The organism is Haloterrigena turkmenica DSM 5511 (assembly GCF_000025325.1).
GTDB lineage: Archaea > Halobacteriota > Halobacteria > Halobacteriales > Natrialbaceae > Haloterrigena > Haloterrigena turkmenica.
On the sequence record NC_013743.1, the window covers coordinates 3,008,469 to 3,029,958 of the forward strand.

15 protein-coding genes and 1 pseudogene are annotated in these 21,490 nt (G+C 64.8%); 4 read left to right on the top strand and 12 right to left on the bottom strand.

Features of this window, described 5'->3' with window-relative positions:
- The first annotated feature begins 4 nt into the window (after positions 1–4).
- Positions 5–1,369, top strand: coding sequence for an aminotransferase class III-fold pyridoxal phosphate-dependent enzyme (locus HTUR_RS14495; RefSeq protein ID WP_012944069.1), 1,365 nt, complete (start codon positions 5–7; stop codon positions 1,367–1,369).
- Positions 1,370–1,500: 131 nt separating this feature from the next.
- On the opposite strand, the gene HTUR_RS14500 is transcribed toward HTUR_RS14495, so the two are convergent.
- The 3 genes from HTUR_RS14500 to HTUR_RS14510 form a co-directional block, all read right to left on the bottom strand.
- Complete coding sequence (locus tag HTUR_RS14500) at positions 1,501–3,525, bottom strand: ATP-binding protein (protein WP_012944070.1); 2,025 nt, start codon at positions 3,523–3,525, stop codon at positions 1,501–1,503.
- 638 nt (positions 3,526–4,163) lie between these two features.
- Positions 4,164–5,420, bottom strand: a complete 1,257-nt coding sequence (ilvA, locus tag HTUR_RS14505) for a threonine ammonia-lyase (RefSeq protein ID WP_012944071.1) — start codon at positions 5,418–5,420, stop codon at positions 4,164–4,166.
- Positions 5,417–6,799, bottom strand: a complete 1,383-nt coding sequence (locus HTUR_RS14510) for an amidohydrolase (protein WP_012944072.1) — start codon at positions 6,797–6,799, stop codon at positions 5,417–5,419. The genes ilvA and HTUR_RS14510 overlap by 4 nt, the downstream gene beginning before the upstream one ends.
- A gap of 148 nt (positions 6,800–6,947) precedes the next feature.
- Here HTUR_RS14510 and HTUR_RS14515 point away from each other — a divergent pair, with 148 nt between their 5' ends.
- Positions 6,948–7,925 carry an NAD(P)-dependent oxidoreductase gene (locus tag HTUR_RS14515; protein ID WP_012944073.1) on the top strand — a complete coding sequence of 326 codons (978 nt, stop codon included), beginning with the start codon at positions 6,948–6,950 and terminating at the stop codon, positions 7,923–7,925.
- A 7-nt stretch (positions 7,926–7,932) separates the two neighbouring features.
- Positions 7,933–11,100, top strand: a complete 3,168-nt coding sequence (locus HTUR_RS14520) for an FAD-binding and (Fe-S)-binding domain-containing protein (protein ID WP_012944074.1) — start codon at positions 7,933–7,935, stop codon at positions 11,098–11,100.
- 42 nt (positions 11,101–11,142) lie between these two features.
- Here HTUR_RS14520 and HTUR_RS14525 read toward each other — a convergent pair whose 3' ends face one another.
- The 3 genes from HTUR_RS14525 to HTUR_RS14535 all read right to left on the bottom strand — a co-directional run bounded on the left by HTUR_RS14525 (position 11,143) and on the right by HTUR_RS14535 (position 14,756).
- Positions 11,143–11,475 carry a hypothetical protein gene (locus tag HTUR_RS14525; RefSeq protein WP_012944075.1) on the bottom strand — a complete coding sequence of 111 codons (333 nt, stop codon included), beginning with the start codon at positions 11,473–11,475 and terminating at the stop codon, positions 11,143–11,145.
- A 743-nt stretch (positions 11,476–12,218) separates the two neighbouring features.
- On the bottom strand, positions 12,219–13,514 hold the full coding sequence (gene gdhB, locus HTUR_RS14530) for a glutamate dehydrogenase GdhB (RefSeq protein ID WP_012944076.1): 1,296 nt from the start codon (positions 13,512–13,514) through the stop codon (positions 12,219–12,221).
- Between the two features lie 63 nt (positions 13,515–13,577).
- A complete protein-coding gene (locus HTUR_RS14535; protein ID WP_012944077.1) occupies positions 13,578–14,756 on the bottom strand; it encodes a M24 family metallopeptidase in 1,179 nt (392 codons plus the stop codon).
- Between the two features lie 234 nt (positions 14,757–14,990).
- Between HTUR_RS14535 and HTUR_RS14540 the strand changes: the two genes are divergently transcribed.
- Positions 14,991–15,536, top strand: coding sequence for a CDP-2,3-bis-(O-geranylgeranyl)-sn-glycerol synthase (locus tag HTUR_RS14540; protein ID WP_012944078.1), 546 nt, complete (start codon positions 14,991–14,993; stop codon positions 15,534–15,536).
- 164 nt (positions 15,537–15,700) lie between these two features.
- Here the strand turns inward: HTUR_RS14540 and aglF are convergent, their stop codons facing one another.
- The 6 genes and pseudogenes from aglF to HTUR_RS14565 all read right to left on the bottom strand — a co-directional run bounded on the left by aglF (position 15,701) and on the right by HTUR_RS14565 (position 21,488).
- The gene (gene aglF / locus HTUR_RS14545; protein WP_012944079.1) at positions 15,701–16,447 is read right to left on the bottom strand and encodes a UTP--glucose-1-phosphate uridylyltransferase AglF; all 747 of its coding nucleotides are present in this window, start codon (positions 16,445–16,447) and stop codon (positions 15,701–15,703) included.
- A pseudogene (locus HTUR_RS28020) lies at positions 16,329–16,703 on the bottom strand (hypothetical protein); the annotation flags it as partial. The gene aglF and the pseudogene HTUR_RS28020, both read right to left, overlap by 119 nt.
- 72 nt (positions 16,704–16,775) lie before the next feature.
- Positions 16,776–18,230: an oligosaccharide flippase family protein gene (locus HTUR_RS14550; protein WP_012944080.1), complete on the bottom strand. Its 1,455-nt coding sequence runs from the start codon at positions 18,228–18,230 to the stop codon at positions 16,776–16,778.
- 163 nt (positions 18,231–18,393) lie between these two features.
- A complete protein-coding gene (locus tag HTUR_RS14555; protein ID WP_049941755.1) occupies positions 18,394–19,191 on the bottom strand; it encodes a hypothetical protein in 798 nt (265 codons plus the stop codon).
- Positions 19,192–19,444: 253 nt separating this feature from the next.
- Positions 19,445–20,653, bottom strand: a complete 1,209-nt coding sequence (locus tag HTUR_RS14560) for a glycosyltransferase family 61 protein (protein WP_226377451.1) — start codon at positions 20,651–20,653, stop codon at positions 19,445–19,447.
- Positions 20,654–20,669: 16 nt separating this feature from the next.
- Positions 20,670–21,488, bottom strand: a complete 819-nt coding sequence (locus HTUR_RS14565) for a hypothetical protein (RefSeq protein ID WP_226377452.1) — start codon at positions 21,486–21,488, stop codon at positions 20,670–20,672.
- Positions 21,489–21,490: the final 2 nt, after the last annotated feature.

The window sequence follows — 21,490 nt, forward strand, 5'->3', positions numbered from 1 at the left end:
GTGTATGGATAGGGACACGGCGGAACCCGACACGGACGCGCTTCCGGGTCCGAACGCCCAGCAGTGGGTCGACTTCCACCAGGAGTACTCCGCGCCCAGCGAGTACTCCCACGAGTTCGTCTGGGACGTGACGCGGGAAGCCGATGGGCCGTTCGTCACCGACGTCGACGGGAACGTCTTGCTCGATTTCACCTGTCACATCGGCGCGGCGCCGCTGGGGTACAACAACGAGAAGGTCCTCGAGAAAGTCCGCGAGTTCGACCTCGTCGAACCGATGAAGATCGCGGGCCAAGACATGTACTTCGGCTCCGGTCCGAACCCGGAGGAGGCCGAGTTCCCCGGCTCGAGTCACCTCATGGAGAAGCTGACCGAGGTCTCGAGTCAGTACGGGATGGACACGGTCTTCCTCTCGAACTCCGGCGCGGAGGCGATGGAGAACGCGATGAAGATCACGAACGACTATCGGGCGCCATCAAAATACGGCATCTCCTTCGCCGGCAGCTTCCACGGGCGCACGCTCGGCACCCTCTCGCTGACGAAATCCAAGGAGGTCTATACGCGTCACTACCCTGAGATCAGCGGGATCGAGACGGTCCCGTTCTGCGCCGATCGCGGCTGCGACGCCGACAGCTGTGACTGCGGCTTCTTCGCGGGCGGCGGCTCGCAGCTCCGCTCGATGCTCTCGCCGGAGGGCGGCCACGTCAACCCCGACGAGATCGCCTTCCTCACGCTCGAGCCCATTCAAGGCGTCGGCGGCTACCGGTTCCCCAGCGAGGCGTTCATGCAGGAAGTGGCCGACGTCACCGACGAGTACGACATCCCGCTGGTCGTCGACGAGATCCAGTCCGGGGTCGGCCGCACCGGCGAGATCTGGGCGTCCGACCACTACCCGATCGAACCCGACGTCATCGCCAGCGCGAAGGCGCTGCGCGTCGGTGCGACGATCTCGCGCTCCGAGGTCTTCCCCAGCGAGAAGAACCGGCTGGGATCGACCTTCGGCGGCGGCGACCTGCTGGGGTCGATGATGGGCGCGTTCACCCTCGAAGCCATCGACGAGTACGACCTGCTGGACAACGCCACCAGACGGGGCGAGCAGGCCACGGAACTCCTGCGCGACGACGCGCCCGACCACGTCGAGGACGTCCGCGGCAAGGGCCTGATGCTCGCCGTCGAGTTCGACACCCCCGAGCGTCGGTCCGACGTGGTCAAGGCTGCCCTCGAGCGCGGCCTGCTCACCCTCGGCTGCGGGAAGAAGACGATCCGACTGCTCCCGCCGCTGGACTCGACCGAACGCGAGATCGAACTGGGGATCGGGATCTTCCTGGAGGCCATCGAGGCCGTCGGCCCGAGCGCGAAAGTCGCCGACTGATCCGTTTGTTTTCGATTTTCGTTTTCGCGGCCGACTCGAGCGCGGTCGCCGATCGTCTCGAGGAGATTCATAAACGAATCCTGTGATGTCGGATGGTTGCCGGTTCCTGTGGGCCGCAGTTGATGCGATCCTTAGTCGGAATCGCTCGCTGCCGGCAGCGTGAACGTAAACGTCGAGCCTTCGCCCGGTTCGCTGGTAACCCGGATTTCCCCGCCGTGTCGCTCGATGATCCGCTCGCAGATCGCGAGTCCGATCCCGGTTCCGTTGTACCCCTCCCCCTCGTGATAGCTCTGGAAGACGTCGAAGATCTGGTCGCTGTACTCCGAATCGATGCCGATTCCGTCGTCGCTGACCGAGATCTCCCAGGCGTCGTCTCCGGACCGGCGCTCGGCCGAGACGCGGATGCGCGGCGGGCCGTCTCCGCTGTACTCGATGGCATTGTCCAGTAGATTCTGGAAGATCTGTCGTAACTGCCCGCTGTCGCCCTCGACGGTCGGGAGGGACTCGGTAGTCACCTCGCCGTTACTCTCTTCGAACCGAAGTTGGAGATCGTCGAGAACGTCCTCGAGGACCGCGTTCAGATCGACCGGCTCGAAGGGATCGCCTTCGGTCTCGACGCGAGAGTACTTGAGCAGCCCGTCGATCATCTCGCGCATGCGATCAGCGCCGTCGACCGCGAACTGGAGAAACTCTCTCCCCTCGGCGTCGAGCTCGTCACCGTACCGCCTCTCGACGAGTTGCAGGTAACTCGAGACCATCCGCAGGGGCTCCTGGAGGTCGTGGCTGGCGGCATAGGCGAACTGCTCCAAGCGATCGTTCGAGGTCTCCAGCCGTTCGACGAGCTCCTCCAGCCGCCGTTCGCGCTCCACTCGTTCGGTGACGTCCGTGAAGAGGACCCCCACTTGTGCGTCTGATTCGTCACCGACCGGAAACGCGTAGCACTCGAGGAACCGCCCCTGCGTCGTCAGTTCGCGCTCGAACCTGACCGGGTCGCCGGTCTCCACGACGGAATCGTAGGTCTCGAACCACTCCTCTTGCTCTTCCGGCACCAGTTCTCGGATCGTCTTTCCGACGACGTCGGCCAATCCCGTGTGCTCCTCGAACGCCGGGTTCGCCTCGATATAGCGGAAATCGATCGGCTCCGCTGGCGGCGTGTCGACCCGCTCGATGACGCAGTACCCCTCGGACATCGAGGTGAACAGGTCCCGATACCGCGCCTCTCGCTCCTTGAGTTGCTGCTCGCGGCGCTTTCGCTCCGTGATATCGGTGACGGCGCCGTGCATCCGAACCGGGTCGCCGCTCGCGTCGTACTCCACCTCGCCGCGAGAGACGACCCACATGACGTCGCCGTCGCCGTTTTCGATGCGGTATTCGGCGCTGAACACGCCCGTCTCCAGCGCTCGGTCGAGTCGGTCCCAAATTCCGTCCTCGTCGGTCTCGGGGACCGGTTCGAAGAACGCCTCGATCGGCGCGCCCGTCGTCACTATCTCCGGATCCATTCCGTACGCTTCCGCGAGAAACTCGTCGGCGGTGAAGACGTTTTCCCGTACGTCCCACAGCCAGAGTCCGATCGACGCGGCGTCGGTCGCGACGCTCAGTTGGGCTTCGCGCTCGCGGAGCTGATCTTCCTTGTTCGCGCGCTCGATCGCCGCCGCCAGGATATTCGCGGCGCTTTGCACGAAATTGGCTTCGTGCGTGGTGAACTCCTTGCGGTCGGTCGTATGCGTGCCGAGCACCCCCCACGGCTCCTCGACCGACCCGATGATGACGCTGACGCCGCTGACCACGTCGTGGTTCGTGAGCAACTCGGGGCCGGAGAAGCGCTCCTCCTCGCGGAGATCGTCGACGATGACCGGTTCCTCGCTGAGGAGCGTGTAGCCGGCCTGCGAATCGAGATCCGTTGACACCGTCGCCGTTCCGACGAGACCGTCTCGCCAGCCGACGCCCTGTCGCAGGAAGACTTCGTCGCCGCCCGGTAACCGCTCGAGCACCTTGCAGTACTCGTTGTCGAGCGTCTCGGCGACGGCGACCGAGACGTCGTGCATCAACTGATCGAGGTCGTCTGTCTCCAACGCTCGCTGTCCGAGTTCCGCGATGACCTCTTGCTGTCGGATTCGGGCCTGAACCCCGGGGTCGGTCGAGGAGGGCGATCCCATTCTACTCCTGTCTTTCGGCGCGGGCTACAAAGCCACTCGGTTACCGCAGATGAACGGTTCGTCGCGACTGATTACCGACCTCGTTTCCGCTTCCGTTTCTTCGATCTCTCGTGATGAGACACCTCCCATGCGGTGGCGCGCGCTGGCGACCAGCCGAGCACTTGCGGGTCGACGAAACCGTGCGAGGTCTTCACGAGTAGTGCGAGACCGGGGTCTCGCATACCATGCGAATGGGCCGTACGAGACGGTTTCACCGCCTCGAATTCGCGGCGCTGCGCGCCGCGCATGGCCCGTGAGCAGACGTAGCGAGTGACGGCTCGGAAGACGCGGAGCGTCTTCCGGTGGATGAGCGAATAGTGCGGGACCTTCGGTCCCGCATACCATGCGAACGTCGCTTCGCGCCGTGAGCAGACGAAGTGAGCGTTAGTGCGGGACCTCTGGTCCCGCGAACCATCAGAACGGGTGCTTCGCACCCGTGAGGAGAAATCGGCTGGGGAGGGCGTGGCGATTCCCGTTGCCACGATAACAGGACACAGCTCTTCGACGCCGTTCTCCTCGAGCACACCGATCAACGAACACAGAGACGAGCGGAGGTAGTCGACCGTTCGGCCGAGGTCGTCGAGCCCTCGCCGAATTGCTCAGTCGAACGATCGCTCGAGCACCGAAACGCCCTCGAGCGAGTTCAGCCCGTCCAGAACCCCCTCGAGATGCTCCGGGCCGCTGCCCTCGAGGCCGACGGTCACGGGCACTCGATTCGGCTCGTCGACCGACGTCCGACGGGCGCGCTCTAAGACGTCCAGTTCCGCGCCTTCGGATTCGATCGTTTCGACCACCTCGCTTACCCTCGTCGGCCACCCCGAGACGGCCAGTCTGGCTTCGACGTAGCGCTCGAGTTCGTGGAGTCCGGTCCGTGCGAGTTCCGCGTGCTCGGTAAGGTTCACGTTTCCGCCGGAGACGACGACGCCGACGTGCTCGCCCTCGAGATTCAGGTCCGTCTCGTCCGACAGCGCGGCCGCCAGCGGCGTCGCGCCGGCGCTCTCCGCGACCGTCTTCGCGCGCTCGGCCAGTAGCGCTACGGCGGCAGCGATCTCCCGGTCGCTCACGCTGACGACGTCGTCGACGACCTCGCGGGCGATCGCGAACGTGGTCTCGAGCATCCGGGTGTCGGCGATCCCCTCGGCGACGGTGTCGACGTCCGAGAGTTCGCGGATCTCGCCGGCCTCGAACGACGGCTTCGCGTGGGCCGCGCCCTCGGGCTGGACGCCGATCACGCGGACATCCTTCTCGGCAGCTTTCAGCACTGTCCCAATCCCCGAGATGAGCCCCCCGCCGCCGATCGCGACGAGGACGGTGTCGAGGTCGGGATACTGCTCTAGCAACTCCAGACCAATCGTTCCCTGGCCGGCGACGATCGCCTCGTCGTCGAAGGGGTGGACGAAGGTTGCGCCGGTCTCGTCGGCGCGCTCGAGGGCATACTCGTAGGAGCGCTCGTAGATGTCGCCCTCGACGACGACCTCGGCGCCGTAGCCGCGGGTGGCCTCGATCTTCGCGGCGGGCGTCACCTCGGGGACGACGATCGTCGTGTCGATACCGAGCAACTGGCCGGCGAGCGCCACGCCCTGGGCGTGGTTGCCCGCGCTCGAGGAGATGACGCCGGCCTCTCGCTCCGCCGCCGAGAGCTGGGCCATCTTGTTGTACGCGCCGCGGATCTTGAACGAGCCCGTCCGCTGGACGTTCTCGAGTTTGAGTCCGACCGAGGCCGCCCCGCTCAGGTCGGCGAACGTCCGCGAGGTGTCCAGCGGGGTCCGGTGGACGACGTCGTCGATGCGCTCGCGGGCGTCTTCAACGTCCTCGCGGGTGACCAGTTCCTCGTCAATCTCGTTCGCCTCGTTCATCCGTCGTCCTCCCCGATCGCTCCGTCCTCCCCGATCGCTCCGCTCTCCCCGATCGGCCCCCCTTCCCCGTGCGCCACTTCCGCTCCGTCCCCGACGTGTGGAACGGGATGCCGGCGCTCGAGTTCTCGGATGGAATTGACGAGGACGTCGACCCCGTGCTCGAGACTGCGCTCGTCGACGTCGAACGTCGTCGTGTGGTGACTCGTCGGGTGGTCAGTGCCGACGATCATGTACGTCGCCAGGCCGCCATCTCTCTGGACGCGGTCCATCAGGAAGGTCGCGTCCTCGCTCGCGCCGAAGTCGGCGGCCGGAATCACGTGATCGATCCCCCTGACCTCGCCCGCCACCTCGCTGACCAGCGACTGCAGTTCGGGGTCGCTGTCGGCTCGAGGCGACTCGCTGACGACGTCGAACTCGGCCCGACAGCCGTGCATCCGGGCCGCGTTCTTCACCGTTCGCTCGAGTCGGTCCCGCATATACTCCATCAGTTCGGTCGTCTCGCCGCGGGCCTCGGCCTCCATGGTGGCGCGCTCGGCGATGACGTTGCTCGCCGTCCCCGCCTCGGCCTTGCCGATGTTCACCCGGGTCATCCCGTCGCTGTGGCGGGGGATGCCGTAGGCGTTCTCGATCGCCGTCCCCATCGCCTGCATCGCGTTGTCGCCCTCGTTGGGCGCCTTCCCCGCGTGGGCGGAGGTGCCTTCGATCGTCAGATCGACGTGGCACATCGCCAGCGGCTTCTCGATCCCCGCGACCACTTCGCCCGTCGGGTGGTCGAGGCCGACGTGGACGGCGAGCAGGTAGTCCAGTCCGTCCGCGAACTCGCTCTTCGCCATCGGACACCCCCCGCCGCCGGTCTCCTCGGCGGGCTGGAAGAAGACCACGAATCGGCCCGAGAAGTCGCTCTCGGCGATCGCCTCGAGGACGGCCAGCCCCCAGGTCATGTGGGCGTCGTGGCCGCAGGCGTGCATCGTGCCCTCGATTTCGGAGCGGAAGCCTTCGTCGGCGGGATCGTGGTCCGCGTCGGTCGATTCCTCGATAAACAGCCCGTCGATGTCGACGCGCAGCCCGATCGACGGCCCCTCGCCGCGCTCGAGCACCGCGACGGCGCCGGTGTTGCCGCCGGTCATCCGTTCTAAGAGGGCCGGATCTGCGCCGCGCTCGCGGGCGTGTTCGATCCACGGCTCGAGGTCGTCGTCGGTGACGGCCATCCGATCGGCGGGGTCGTAGGCGTCCGGTCCGACGGCGAGTTCGTCGACGCCGATGGCCCGGATCTCCTCGACGAGGCGGGCCGTGGTGGAGAACTCGCGCCACGCGGGTTCGGGGTGGCGGTGCAGGCTCCGGCGGAGGCTGACGAGGCGGTCCCGTATCGGCTCGGTCATGCGAGACACTGACGCGCTCCAGCGACTTAATTATACACAATCAGTGTTGACGCCGACTACACAAAAAGGATAAGAGAATCGCTGACAATCATCACGTATAGTTGCGCTGCAGCGGCGACGCGCCGATGTGGCGCGCACACTCATCACTATGAGCACGAATCCAGACGTCGTCGTTCTGAGAGAGGGAACGGAAGGGCTGTCGATGGAATCGTACGCCGAGACCCTCCGCGAGCGGTTGCCCGAGCACACCGTCGCGCTCGCGCGGACGCCGAAGGAAGAGCGCGAGTTCGTCCCGCAGGCGCGGGTCGTGACCGGCATCACGATCGACGAGGCGCTGCTCGCCGAGGCCGACCGCCTCGAGCTGTTCGCCTGCACGTTCGCCGGCACCGACCACGTGCCGATGGACGCGCTGGCGGATCACGGCGTCGCCGTCACGAACGCGGGCGGGATCCACGCGCCCGGCATCGCCGAGCAGACGATCGCCAACATGCTCGTCTTCGCGCGGAACCTCCACGAGGGCTGGCGCCGCAAGCAGAACGGTGAGTGGCGTCACTTCCAGTCCCACGAATTCACCGACAGCACGGTCACGGTCGTCGGCCTCGGCTCAATCGGCCAGGCGGTCGTCCAACGCCTCGAGGGGTTCGAGGTCGAGACGATCGGGATCCGGTACACGCCCGAGAAGGACGGCCCGACCGACGAGGTGCTGGGCTTCGACGAGGACGATATCCACGAGGCCTTCTCCCGCAGCGACTACGTCGTCCTCGCCTGCCCGCTGAACGATCTGACCCGTAATCTCGTCGACGAGGACGCGCTGGCGACGCTGCCGCCCGAGGCCGTGCTCGTCAACGCGGCCCGCGGGGGCATCGTCGACACCGACGCGCTCGTCTCGGCGCTGCAGTACGAGGGGATCCGCGGGGCCGCCCTCGACGTGACCGACCCCGAACCGCTCCCGAACGACCACGAGCTCTGGGACCTCGAGAACTGCCTGATCACGCCCCACACCGGCGGCCACACGCCGAAACACTGGGATCGGCTGGCCGACATCGTCGCGACCAACCTCCGGGCGCTCGAGGCGGGCGAGGGAGACGACCTCGAGAACGCCGTCTATCAGCCCGACGGGAGCTAACAGCACGATGGCCACAGAAGAGACGCGTTCCACGACCGACCACAGCGACCAGACGTCGACTCCGGACGAGAGCCAACTCGGGCCGCCGGCGGATCCCCGCGAGGGAGATCCGGCAGCGGATCCGCGGGCCGATTACGACTACGTCGGCGGCGACGTCGACCGTCCCGCGCTCGTGGCGGCGCTGCGCGAGCGGATCGACGGCGAGGTGCGCTTCGACGAGTACAGCAGACAGCTGTACGCGACCGACGCGAGCGCCTACGAGATGACGCCCGTCGGCGTCGTCCTCCCGCGCTCGACCGACGACGTCGCGAGCGTCGTCGGCTACTGCGCCGAGAACGGTATCCCGGTGCTCCCGCGCGGCGGCGGAACGAGCCTCGCCGGACAGGCGGTCAACGAGGCCGTCGTCCTCGATTTCACGGCGCACATGGGCGACGTTCTCGAGATCGACCCCGACGGGCAGCGGGCGACCGTACAGGGCGGAGCCGTCCTCGCCGACCTGAACGGCGCCCTCGAGTCCCACGGACTGAAGTTCGCGCCGGATCCCGCGGCGGGCAACCGCAGCACCGTCGGCGGCGCCATCGGGAACAACTCGACGGGCGCCCACTCGCTGCAGTACGGGAAGACCGACGCCTACGTCGAGGCGTGCGAGGTCGTCCTCGCCGACGGCTCCGTCGAGCGCTTCGGCGAGGTGACGGTCGGCGAACTCCGCGAGCGGGCCGATCCGGACGGCGACCTGCTCGAGCGAATCCACGAGGCGCTGCGCCGCGTGATCGACGAAGAGGCCGCCGCGATCCGCGAGGTCTTCCCGCGACTGAAGCGCAACGTCTCGGGCTACAACCTCGATCGGCTGGTCGCGGAAGCCTACGGGACACCCGAGGCCTTCGACGAGAACGCCGCGGACTCGATCTCGATCGACGCCGACTCCGACCCAGACCCCGACGCGACCGTCAACCTCGCCCGCGTCTTCGCCGGCAGCGAGGGGACCCTCGGCGTTGTCACGGCGGCGACAGTCTCGCTCGAGTCCGTTCCCGAGACCACGTCGGTGGTGCTGTTGACCTACCGCGACCTGCTCGAGGCGATGGCCGACGTCGACACCATCGTCAGGAACCACGACCCGGCGGCCGTCGAGGCGATCGACGACGTCCTGATCGAACTCGCGGAAAATACTGAAGAGTTCGCCGCCGTCGCCGAGCGACTCCCCGCGGGCACCGAGACCGCGCTGCTCGTGGAGTTCTACGCCGAGGACGACGACCACGGCCGCGAGCAGGTCGCGGACCTGCTGGCCGATCGGCTGCCGGACGAGGAAGTTCCGGATCCGAGCGACTCCGAGACCGGCAGTTCGGCGCCGGTCCGTGCTTTCGACGCCCTCGAGGCCCACGACCCCGAGGGGATCGCCGAACTCTGGAAGCTCCGCAAGAGCGCGGCGCCCATTCTGCTCTCGCGGACGTCCGACGAGAAGCACATCTCGTTCATCGAGGACACCGCCGTCCCCACCGAGAATCTCGCGGACTACGTGGCGGACTTTCAGGAAGTCCTCGAGGAGTACGACACGTTCGCGAGCTTCTACGCCCACGCCGGCCCCGGCTGTATGCACATGCGGCCGCTGGTCAGCACCAAGAGCACGGCCGGCCTCGAGGCGTTCGAGTCGCTGGCCGACGACGTGACCGACCTCGTCGTCGAGTACGGCGGGAGCGTGTCGGGCGAGCACGGCGACGGTCGCGCCCGCACCCAGTGGAATCGCAAGCTCTACGGCGACGACGTCTGGGAGCTCTTCCGCGACCTGAAGACGGCGTTCGACCCCGACTGGCTCCTGAATCCGGGCAACGTCTGCGGCGACCACCGCATGATCGAACAGCTCCGGTTCGATCCCGACTACGAGTTCGAGGCCGGCTTTGAGCCCGCACTCGAGTGGGACAACGATAACGGCTTCCAGGGGATGGTCGAGCTCTGTCACGGCTGCGGCGGCTGTCGCAGCGAGCAGGAGACCACCGGCGGCGTGATGTGTCCGACCTACCGCGCCGCCGAAGAGGAGAGCCTGAGTACCCGCGGGCGGGCGAACATGCTCCGACAGGCGATGAGCGGCGACCTTGAGACCGATGCCATCGACGAGGAGTTCCTGGCGGAGATCATGGACCTCTGTGTCGGCTGCAAGGGCTGTGCGCGGGACTGCCCGAGCGAGGTCGACATGGCGAAGCTCAAGGCCGAAGTGGAGCACGCCGCCCATCAGAAGAACGGTGCCAGCTTGCGCGATCGGCTCTTCGCGAACGTCGATCGACTGAACGCCGTCGGGAGCGCGCTCGCGCCGCTATCGAACTGGGCGGCGTCGCTTCCCGGGTCGGGTGCTATCGCCGAGAAGACCCTCGGGATCGCCCGCGAGCGTGAGCTGCCGACGTTCGCGAGCGAGAGCCTCGAGGACTGGTTTAAATCGCGGGGCGGTGCGACGGTGCCCCGCGAGTCGGCCAGCCGACGGGTCGTGCTCGTCCCCGACACGTACACGAATTACAACCATCCCGACGCGGGGAAGGCCGCGGTTCGGGTGCTCGAGGCTGCGGGCGTTCACGTGACGATCCCCGACGCGATCACGTCGACGGGCCGGCCGGCCCACTCGAAGGGCTTCCTCGACCGCTCGCGAGAGCGCGCGCGGACGAACGTCGACGCCCTCGAGCCGTTCGTCGCGAACGGCTGGGAGGTCGTCCTCGTCGAGCCCTCCGACGCCGTGATGCTCCAGTCGGACTACCTGGACCTGCTCTCCGGGCCCGACGTCGAGCGGGTGGCGGCGAACACCTACGGCGTCATGGAGTACGTCGACCGGTTCGATCTGCTCGCGGAGGTCGGTGTCGACGAGTCGGCCGCCCGCGAGCGGCTGACCTACCACGGCCACTGCCACCAGAAGGCGACGAAGAAGGACGGCCACGCCGCGACGGTGCTCGAGGCCGCCGGCTACGAGGTCGACGCCCTCGACTCGGGCTGTTGCGGGATGGCCGGGAGCTTCGGCTATGAGGCCGAACACTACTCGCTCAGTCGGAAGATCGGGTCGATCCTCTTCGAACAAGTCGACGACAGCGACGGTGACGAAGTCGTCGCGCCCGGCGCCTCCTGTCGGACCCAACTCGAGGGCCACGAGGGCGACTATCCGGCCCACCCGGTCGAGAAACTCGCGGCCGTGGTCCGCTGACTCGAACCAGCGACGTCGCGACTCGAGGACAGTTCCGACTCGCTACGACTCCCGCTTTCGGTCGACGACGTCGAAGACCAGCGAGCCGATGCCGACGCCGCTCCCGACCGAGTAGTTGCCCGACTCGTCGTCCATCGGGAGGACGGCTCTCGTGATAGCGAGCCACAGCGATAGAAAGGTCAGGTATCGCAGCGGGTGTTCCCGGAACCGGCCGACGTACTCCCCCTCGAGGATTCGGTACGCCATGCCGAGGCTGAACCCTAAGACGAGGTGCTCGCGGTCGATTCCGCGGTCGGTTCGGCGGGCGACCTCGAGGGTGCCGACTGCGGTGGCGAGTTCGAACCCCTTCGCGAGGTATCCAGTGAGGCTATCCATGTCGAAATTTCAACGATCGTACTGATCATCCTTTCGCTCACGGTAATATGGTTGTGACCGGTACTGTTCTCGAATCACGGTTCGTCTGGCTCACAGAGATCCTCCCTATCGCTTCGGCGACGCATCCGATACTGGATGGCGCGTGCTGGGACGCGACGAACGGATAGTGAGTCGCGTTTCGAAGTCGCGCGAGGGATGAGCGAGCGATCGCAGAGAGTGAGCGAATCGGCTGGGGAGGGCGTGGCGCTCCCCGTTGCCACGATAGCAGGACGAATATTCTATTCCACTCTATCACGAGTCAGCTATTCAGTTATTGAACGAATCCATCCGAACGTGGTCGTGAAAATGAAGCGTGCTGCTACCCCTGGCGGCGAGGATTTACCACTCCCTCCCCAGCCGATTTCTCCTTACGGGTGCAAAGCACCCGTTCGGATGGTTCGCGGGACCAGAAGTCCCGCGCTAACGCTCACTTCGTCTGCTCACGGCGTTTCGCGCCGTTCGCATGGTATGCGGGACCGAAGGTCCCGCACTATTCGCTCATCCCTCGCACGGCTTCGGGACGCGGTTCGTCAACGACTCACCGCGTCCCAGCGCGCGCCACCGTAGATGGTGTTTCGGTCCGGAGTTAGTGGTAGCAGAGGCGACGCGAGCAGTCCGGTAGTGGTGTCGATTGACGAACGCGGCTGCGAGCGGATCGTGCGCGATACGAACGAAACGGAATCCGAAAAACCGACGCGAACGACTTACGGCCAGAGTCCGCGCGTCGCCTTCGCCTCGGCGATCCGTGAGAGCGCGACAACGTAGGCCGCGTCGCGCCACGTCAGGTCCTTCGCCTCGACCTCCTCGCGGACGTCGGCCCACGCCTCGAGCATGTGCTCCTCGAGTTCCTCGTTGACGCGTTCGAGGGACCACTGCCGGCGGTTGATGTCCTGGAGCCACTCGAAGTACGAGACGGTGACGCCGCCGGCGTTGGCGAGGATGTCCGGAATGACGTGGACGCCGCGCTCTGCGAGGATGGCGTCGGCGGCGAACGTGGTCGGGCCGTTGGCGCCCTCGACGACGATGTCCGCGTCGATCGCGTCGGCGTTGTCGGCGGTGATGACGTTGCCGACGGCCGCGGGGATCAGCACGTCGACGTCGAGCTCGAGGATCGCCTCGTTGGAGAGCGTTTCGGGGGCGTCCTGCTCGAGGACGGCTTCGGGCTCCTCCTCGTGGGTCGGGACCGCGTGGGTGTCGAGCCCGTCGGGATCGTAGATCGCGCCGTTGACGTCGCTCACGGCGACGACGGTCGCGCCCCAGTCCTCGAGCAGGCGCGCCGCGTTGGCGCCGACGCTGCCGAAGCCCTGGACGGCGATCGTGGTGTCCTCGAGGTCGCGGTCGTAGTAGTCGACGGCCTCGCGCGCGGCGATGGCGGTCGAGCGACCGGGCGCCTCCTCGCGGCCGTAGGAGCCGCCGACGACGGGCGGTTTGCCGGTGACGACGCCGGGGATGGTCTCGCCCTGTTGCATCGAGTAGGCGTCCATGAACCAGGCCATCGTCTGGGCGTCGGTACCCATGTCCGGCGCGGGGACGTCCTTCGTCGGTCCGACGACGTCACGCAGTTCCTCGGCGAACCGGCGGGTGAGTCGCTCGGTCTCGTCCGCGGTCAGTTGCTTCGGGTCGACGGCGACGCCGCCCTTCCCGCCGCCGAAGGGGAGGTCCATCACGGCGCACTTCCAGGTCATCCACATCGAGAGCCCGGTGCACTCCTCGGCGGTCACCTCGGGGTGAAAGCGCAGTCCGCCCTTGTACGGGCCGCGAACGTCGTCGTGCTGGGCGCGGTAGCCGGTGAAGACCTCGACGGAGCCGTCCTCGCGCTCGAGGGGTACCGAGACCTGCTGGACCTTGGTCGGGTGTTTTAATCGCTCTATCACGCCGGAATCGACGTCGACGTGGGTCGCCGCCCGCTCGAGTTGGCGACGCGCCGTGACGAGCGCCGATGCTGGGGCATCGTCCGATCCGGTGTCGGCTTCGGCTTCTTCTGGGGGTGTCGTAGTCATCTATCGGCTAGTGATATCGGTGACAGTAGTATGTCGACGGTACCATGGTCGGTGTGAGCCGGGTTAGGTCGTGAACAGTTCCCGCGGGAAGTCGGCCAGCGTCTCCGCACCGCAGCCGGTGACGCGGAACGTCTCGCTGATCTCCATGCCGACCTCCTCGGTCCAGATGCCCGGGATCATGTGGAACGTCATGTCCTCCTCGAGGACGGTCTCGTCGCCGGGCCGGATGCTGGCCGTGTGCTCGCCCCAGTCCGGCGGGTAGCCCAGCCCCATCGAGTAGCCGATGCGGTCCTCCTTCTCGAGGCCGTACTGGGCGATGGTGTCGCGCCAGGCCTTCTCGACGGACTCGCAGGTGACGCCCGGTTCGACGGCGTCGAGTGCGGCCTCGATCCCCTCGACGACGATATCGGCGGTCTCCTCGAGTTCGGCGGGCGGGTCGCCGACGAACGTGGTGCGGGCCAGCGGCGAGTGATAGCGGTGGCGACAGCCCGAGAGCTCGATGATGACCGGATCGCCGTCCTCGAACTCGCGGTCGGTCCAGGTCAGGTGAGGCGTGTCGGTGTGGTCGCCGGACGGCATCAGCGGAACGATCGAGGGGTAGTCGCCGCCGTACTCGTCGGTGCCCGCGATGAGGGCGTCGTAGATCGCCCTGGCGGCCTCGTACTCCGGGACGCCCTCCTCGATGGCATCGAGGCCGGCCTGCATCGCGTTCTCGGAGATACGCGCGGCCTCGCGCATGTACTCGAGTTCCTGTTCGGACTTCTTGATCCGCACCCAGCCGACCAGCAGCGTCGCGTCCTCGAACTCGGCCTCGGGGAGGTTCTTCTGGAGTCGGGTGTAGGACTTCGCGGTGAAGTACGAGGCGTCCATCTCGAGGCCGATGCGGCCGTCGGCGACGTCTAAGTCCTCGAGGACGCCCGCGACGTAGTCCATCGGGTGGAGGTCGTGGGGCGAGTGGACGTGGTCGTCGCTGTAGGACAGGATGCTCTCGTCGGAGAGGGACGTGGTCGCTCGAGCGCCGCCGCCGTCCATCTCGCGGCCGATCCAGACCGGTTCGTCGCGGTCGGGGGTGACGACGACCGCCTGGTGGACGTAGAACGACCAGCCGTCGTAGCCGGTGAGGTAGTTCATGTTGGCCGGATCCGAGACGACGATCGCGTCGAGGTCCTCCTCGCGCAACCGCTCTTTCGTCCGGGAGACTCGGCGTTCGTATTCGGCGTCGTCGAAAATATCTCGGGGCATGATAACAGACCCTGCGAAGAGGGTCAACGAGGAATGCTAAAAGTTTTTCGTGTATAGTAGATACGGATACTGTTTACACTTGGTGTGGGACGGGAGCGGGTTGGTGGAACGTGTACGCGTCACCGTCCGCGGCGCAGCGATCGCGCTCACGGGAGCCACGCCGGCGGACCCGTCGACGCGCCCGTTCGCCCCAAACCACCGGCGGTTAAGAGACCCGGGTTCGTTCCGGCGGATATGGCAATCCTCGAGACAATCGTGATCGCGTTCTGGGCGATGTTGCCCGCATACGTTCCCAACAACGCCGCGGTGTTGGCCGGCGGCGGGCGACCGATCGACGGCGGCCGAACGTGGGGCGACAAACGCATGCTGGGCGACGGCAAGACCTGGCGGGGCACCGCCGCCGGAATCGTCGCTGGCCTCGCGCTGGCGGGCCTCCTGACGGTGCTCGCGCCGGCCGTCGCCGACGCGACCGGGATCGACGTCCCCGAGTTCGAACCCCTCGCGGCGCTGGGTCTCGCCGCCGGGGCCATGCTCGGCGACATCCTCGCGTCGTTTCTCAAACGCCGCACCGGTCGCCAGCGCGGCGCGATGTTCCCTGGGCTCGATCAACTGGACTTCGTCGTCGTCTCGCTTCCCCTGACGGCGCTGCTGGCGCGGGAGTGGTTCTTCGAGGTCTTCACAGTGGGGGTCGTCGCCGTCGTCGTGATCCTCACGCCGATCCTGCACGTGACGACCAACATGATCGCGTACAAACTCGGGCTGAAGAACGAGCCCTGGTAGGTGGGCGTTTGGTTGTCTTCTCGAGTCACGGGCGTGTCTCGTACGGTATTCGTTGGTGTGGTTCCTCGAGGACGTCGTCACTCGGCTGGAGAGTGTCGGTGCAGGAGAATTCTTCCGTATGATGCGATCTGGTTCGACCGGACCGAGCGGTCCGAATCACGTTTTCACTCGGCCGTTACTGCTGCTTCGACCGCCTTGCCGTCGTCCTGTAGGCGTTCTTCGGCGGCCTCGCGGTCCTCGGGGTAGCCCACGTCGATGCGCCAGCCGTCCATCCGGATCGCGTCGATGGTCCGCCCCGACTGGATCAGCAGGTCGATCGCGTCCGGCAGTTCGTACTCGCCGCGGTCGCTGGGCTGGACGAGGTGACAGGCGTGGAAGATCGCCGGCGTGAACGTGTAAAAGCCCGTCATGACGAGGTTCGACGGCGGGTCGTCGGGCTTCTCGACGACCTCGACGATCTCGCCGTACTCGTTCGTGTCGAGCACGCCGTAGCGGGAGGCCTCCTCGTAGGGCACCTCCTCGACGAGGAACGCGGCGTCCGCGCGATCCTCCTGCTGGCGGTTGACGACGTCCCCGAGGTTCCCGCGGAAGACGTTGTCCCCGAGCATGAGGACGAAGTCCTCGTCGATGTGGGGTTCGGCCTGGAGGATCGCGTGAGCGAGGCCGAGCTGTTTGCGCTGGTGAGCGTAGGTGATCGGAACGCCCTCGTACTCGTCGCCGTAGCGCTCGATGATCTGTTCCTTCTGGTAGCCGACGACGACGACGATGTCGTTGACGCCGATCTCGAGGAGGTTATCGAAGACGTCCTCGATGAGGGGTTTGTCGTTTACCTCGACGAGGACCTTCGGTTTGTCGTCGGTGAGCGGCCGGAGGCGGGTGCCTTTTCCGGCTGCTAAAACGACTGCTTGCATATGCCATACGATTTCTGTGGGGGATTATATGTCTTGTGAGCGACTCGACGGTCGTTTCACCGGGAATCTCGGCGTTCCGCGGGAGGATCAGCCGGCGTTCGGTGTACTCGAGGCCGTTCTTGCGCTGGGTGCGTTTGCGGACCGCTAGTCGGTGTTTGGAGAGCTCGAGGATCGCGTTGATCGTCCTTGAGACGAGTTTCTTGGCATAGGTCTCGCTGATGCCTGACTCTCGCCGGTGGATCCAGTGTTTCAGATTGTACCGGTCGAAAGAGCGGGACAAATGCTTCGGGAAAGGGCAACAGTCGCGGCCGGTATTGACCGGGTTCGATTAGCCGCTTGAGAGGATTGGGAGGCCGAACGGGACGTTCTGGTCGACGACCGTTCGGAACTCCGTCGAAATCGCCAGTAGCACAGTGAAGTAGACGCCCGCGCCGAGGCTGACAAGCAACACGACGGTCGCGACGTTGTGATTAAGCAGTCTATAGGTCGACTCCGTCCAGAGCCCGGCGTACACCACGCCAGCCATGAGGACGGCAGCGAACCACTGTTTGGCGATCTCGCCCGTCGGGACCGCGAAGTCGATGATCGTGTCCACGTGGTAGTACGCCAGCACGAGGCTGGCCGCGACCGAGACCGTCGTTGCCACCGCCGCACCGAGCCAGCCGTACAGAGAGATCAACCCGACGTTGAGCGTGACGTTGATCGCGACGAACACGACGTTGACTCTGAATGCGAGATCGGGACGGTCGATCGCATTGAGGGTGTTCAACAGCTGGTTCTGATACCCCATGAGGAGGTTCGCGACGATCAGCACCGTTAGAATGGTCGACCCTTTCGGGAACTCTGGGCCGTAGATCCGGAGAATGCGCTCGCCGAGCAACGCTCCGCCGAACAACCCGGGAACCAGAAAGAGCCCGCCGAACGAAAGCGACTGTTCGACTATTCGTGCGACGACCTGTGAGTCCTCCTCCGCCGAGAGCGAACTTATTTCGGGAAACAGGGTTGAGCTGAGCGCGCCGCTAAAGAGGATGAGAAACTCCGCGATATTCCAGGCCGCCGCGTAGACGCCGATCAGCCCCGAGGACACGAACACCCCGAGGACGATAATATCGGTATAGCTGAACATCTTCGACTGGAGACTACCAAGCCAGGAGAACTTCGCGAAGTCGACGAGCCGTTCGAAATGTCGGCGCTTAGGTCGGGAAAGGTCCGGTAAGTTTCGAGCGATAAAGAAACCGCCGATGCCAATGACGAGACAGTATCCGACGATGTGTCCTGTAAACAGTCCAGCTGTGCCCGCACCGGTGGCGATGAGAGCGATTTGAAGCAGCGCTCGGCCTCCAGTCCGCACCGGAGATAACACGCCGCTTACGTGTACCAAATGTAGTCCGACGAGGAGCGAGTTTATCAGACTATTGAGGAGGACTACCAACAGGATCAACACGATATATCCTGTGGCGGGATACCCGATGTAGTCGGCGACCTGCGTTCGAAACAATACGAGTCCACAGGCGACAAGAACGAACAGACTGAAGATGATAGTCGTCCCCGCGAGTGCGTACTCGCCCCGGTCTTCTCCCTCCGAGACCCGTTTCGATATCGCTCCAGACAGACCGACTTTCCCTGCGATGGCGAGCCATGAAACGAGTCCGATGGCAACGCTGTAAACGCCGAGCGGACCCGGACCAAGCATTCTGGCGATGTAGATGGTCGCCAGAAATCCGAGCCCCGATGCGAAGAGTTTCGAAAGGAAATATATGATAGAGGTTTGGCCGAGACGCATATGTAATCACTGAGAGGGCGTTGATTCGACCTATTCGCGTATGGATTCTTCGATCCGTCGATTCGGGTTCGAGTTTTCGCACGTCCGTCGTGACGGATCCAACCGTATACTGAACCGGGACCGCTCTCGTGGTGCGTCGGTGGTCGCTATCGCACTCGCACCGTTAATCCGCGTACCCCAGCGCCTCCAATCGATCCGCTATCTCGTCGTCGTCCAAATCTCCTTCGGACTCGATGGGATCCGAACTACGGATCTCGCGACGTTCGTCCGCATCGATGACCAGCCACGGGACCTCGCGGAGCGTCGGCGTACTGAACCCTTCCATGTGGCCCCAAACACGGCTCGTGAACGGGAAGACCCGCTCACCGAGCATCTCCCCATGATCGGCGGTGACAACGGACTTTCCGGAGACCTCCTCGAGCAGTTCCTCGACGTGATCGAGCGCTATCTCGAGGCTTTCGGTATAGGCATCACGGATCTCCTGAAACGTTACGTCCCGCTGTTTGACTGCGCCCCAGATCTGGATTCCCTCCTCGTGTTTCCCGTATCCCTGAAGGTCCAGTCGACGCCGCAGTTCGTCCGCCGTTTCCCCGAGGTAAGGACGATGAGGCTGCATGAAATGAACGATAAGTCGCTTGTCGGGATACTGCTCGTGGGCTTCGATCGCCGCGCTGACGACATCGTCCGGCTGGACCGTTCCGATGTCTTCATCCCATCGATCGGCGTGTAGGTGATCGATGTGATAGAACGTGTCCTCATCGAGATCGGTCGAAAACGGGTTCGCCGTCACGTAAACGGTATCGTGAAATTCTCCGATCGCGAAGTTCTCCCGCATGAATTCCCAGCTTTTCTTCCCTTTCGACGGCGCCTTATAAAGCGTCCCGTCGACCGTGTTGAGACGCTCGAAATAGTCGTACCGACAGGCATCGAGAATGAACAGGTTGTCCCAATCCTCTGCCATCACATCGATCCCCTCCCCGTATTTTCGATCGGTGTATTTTCCGTATCCCTTATGGATTGGCCAGCTAGTCAACCTAACGGCCTCTCGGCCAATCAGAACTGGGTTTCGTATCGCCCGTTTTAAGTTCTCAAATGTGTAGTGATTCTTCATAATACTGGTGTGGAAGGGTGTCTGAATGGACATTGCCCCTACTCAAGGCACTTTCGTCATTCCAACACTGTCCGCTTTGCGGCCGACAGCCGATCGTAAGACGCTACTGACTCTGCATCTCTCGAAGCGTCTCTTCTAGCGTCGTAGTGTCGACGACGATGTCGGCCGACTCCGCACGACAATACATCGGTTCGTAGGACACGCCGAGTGTCGCCGCCAATAGCCGATAGGGCTGCTTGACCTTATCGCCGAACAGTTCTACGAGCGTACAGCCGTCGGCGAAGACAATATCAGTGAGGCCGGCTCCATGAGGTCCGACAACGATATCCGCATCTGCGAACAGCCGCGCGTTCCGCTCGAGCGACTGCTCCTCGAGCAGATAGCACGAGAAACCGAACCGTGATAGGACGTCCATGACCTCATCCTCGTTTACCACGCGTCGTTCGACGGCGTTGGCCCGCGAGACGTAGACGTTGTCGCCGCTCTTCGGCGTCGTTTCGGGCGCACTGTCGAGGACCGCTCGGCGGAGCCACCCGAAGTCCTCGGCGCGTCGCTCCGGGAACGAGGGAACGACGAGCCGCGAGACGTCGTAGGCCGGCGCCGTCGCGTACTCGATCCGCGACTCGGGCCACTCGAGCAACTCGAGCGTTTCATCGACAAACGGCGGCGCGTCTGGCGGCACCAACAGCGTTACGCGCTCGCCGGTTGCCTCCTCGAACGCCCGGATGTAGCGGATCTTTGGGACTGTCTCGACGATCCAGTGATAGTAGTTCGGATATCGGGGAACGAGCGGTGCGGCGATGTCCAGCGAGCCCGCGGCCCCGCGGGTGCTGCCCGGGCGCGGTCCCGACAACAGGTCACGGAGCGGGGCGTCGCCGTAGAACAGCTGTCTGGAGAGCATCGCCATCATCGCCTGCTGGGCCTGGTCCGGCGCGGCGGCGCTTTCCTCGACGATTTCGAGTTGTGGGGTCAGCACCAGTCCAGTCTCCGAGAGGATGCGCCCGTTTTCTATGAGCGCGACGAACGGAGGGGACTGCTCCTCGTCATCTCCCGGAACGGTGACCGTTTCGCTCGCGACCGACTCGAGGGTGTCCCGGGAGACGGTCCGAACGACGCCGTGTTCGACAAGCGGGTCGAAGACGGGTCGGCCAAGGCGTTTCCGGGTTAGCAGATCACCAGCCGCGACGATCGATTCCCGAACCCCGTCGGCCGCGAACTTCCGCCTGAGCTTTCGAGAGGCAAACTCCGTCGAGATCATGGTTCTGTGGGCGAGTACGCTATCGGTTCCGACGGCTCGGATCGCCGTCCGCACGGGGCGAAAACTCCGGTCATCGATACCCCAGCGCCTCGAGACGCTCGTCGACGGTGTCCTCGTCAACGCTCTCTCGCTCGACCGGCGGTTCCGGCCGCACCTCCCTGTGATCGTCACCCTCGACGACGAACCAGGGGACTTTGACCAGTTCCTCAGCGTGGACGCCGTACGGATGCCCGTACTTCCGGCGGCTCGGGATTGGCGACAGCCGCTCCCCAACGAGGTTGCCGTGGTCAGCCGTAATTACCGACTTGCCGTCGAGCGTCTCGAGGAGGTCGGCGACCTCCTCGAGTACGACGTCGAGATTCTCCAAATACGCCTCCCAGACCGTCTCTAGGTCCACGTCAGTGGTATCATCGCGAAGCTGGTGCCAGATGCCCGGTTCCGTCTCTACGCCGTGTTGCGGCTCTCCATCGTGGTCCATCGTCCACCCGCCGCCAACCATGTTCCGGCCGAGTTCCCCGATGAACGGCGCGTGTGGCTGCATGAAGTGGACGATGAGGCGCTTGTCAGGGTAGGTTTCGTGGGCGTCTGCCGCAGCTCGAGCGACGGTTTCCGGGGTCACGGTCTGTAACTCCGTGTCCCAATCGCCCAGACAGTCTACGACGGCATGGAAAGTGCCTTCATCGAGATCCAGACGCGGAATGTAGGGATTCGCGTTGACGTAGACGGTATCGTGGAACTCCACGGTGGCGAAATTCCGTTCGAGGAACTCCTCGCTACTGGACCCTAACGAGATCCGCGACTCCAAGCTACCGTCGATATCGATCCGGTCCGCGAACATATCGTATCGACAGGCGTCCAAAATCAACAGATTGTCCCAGTCTTCGGACATAA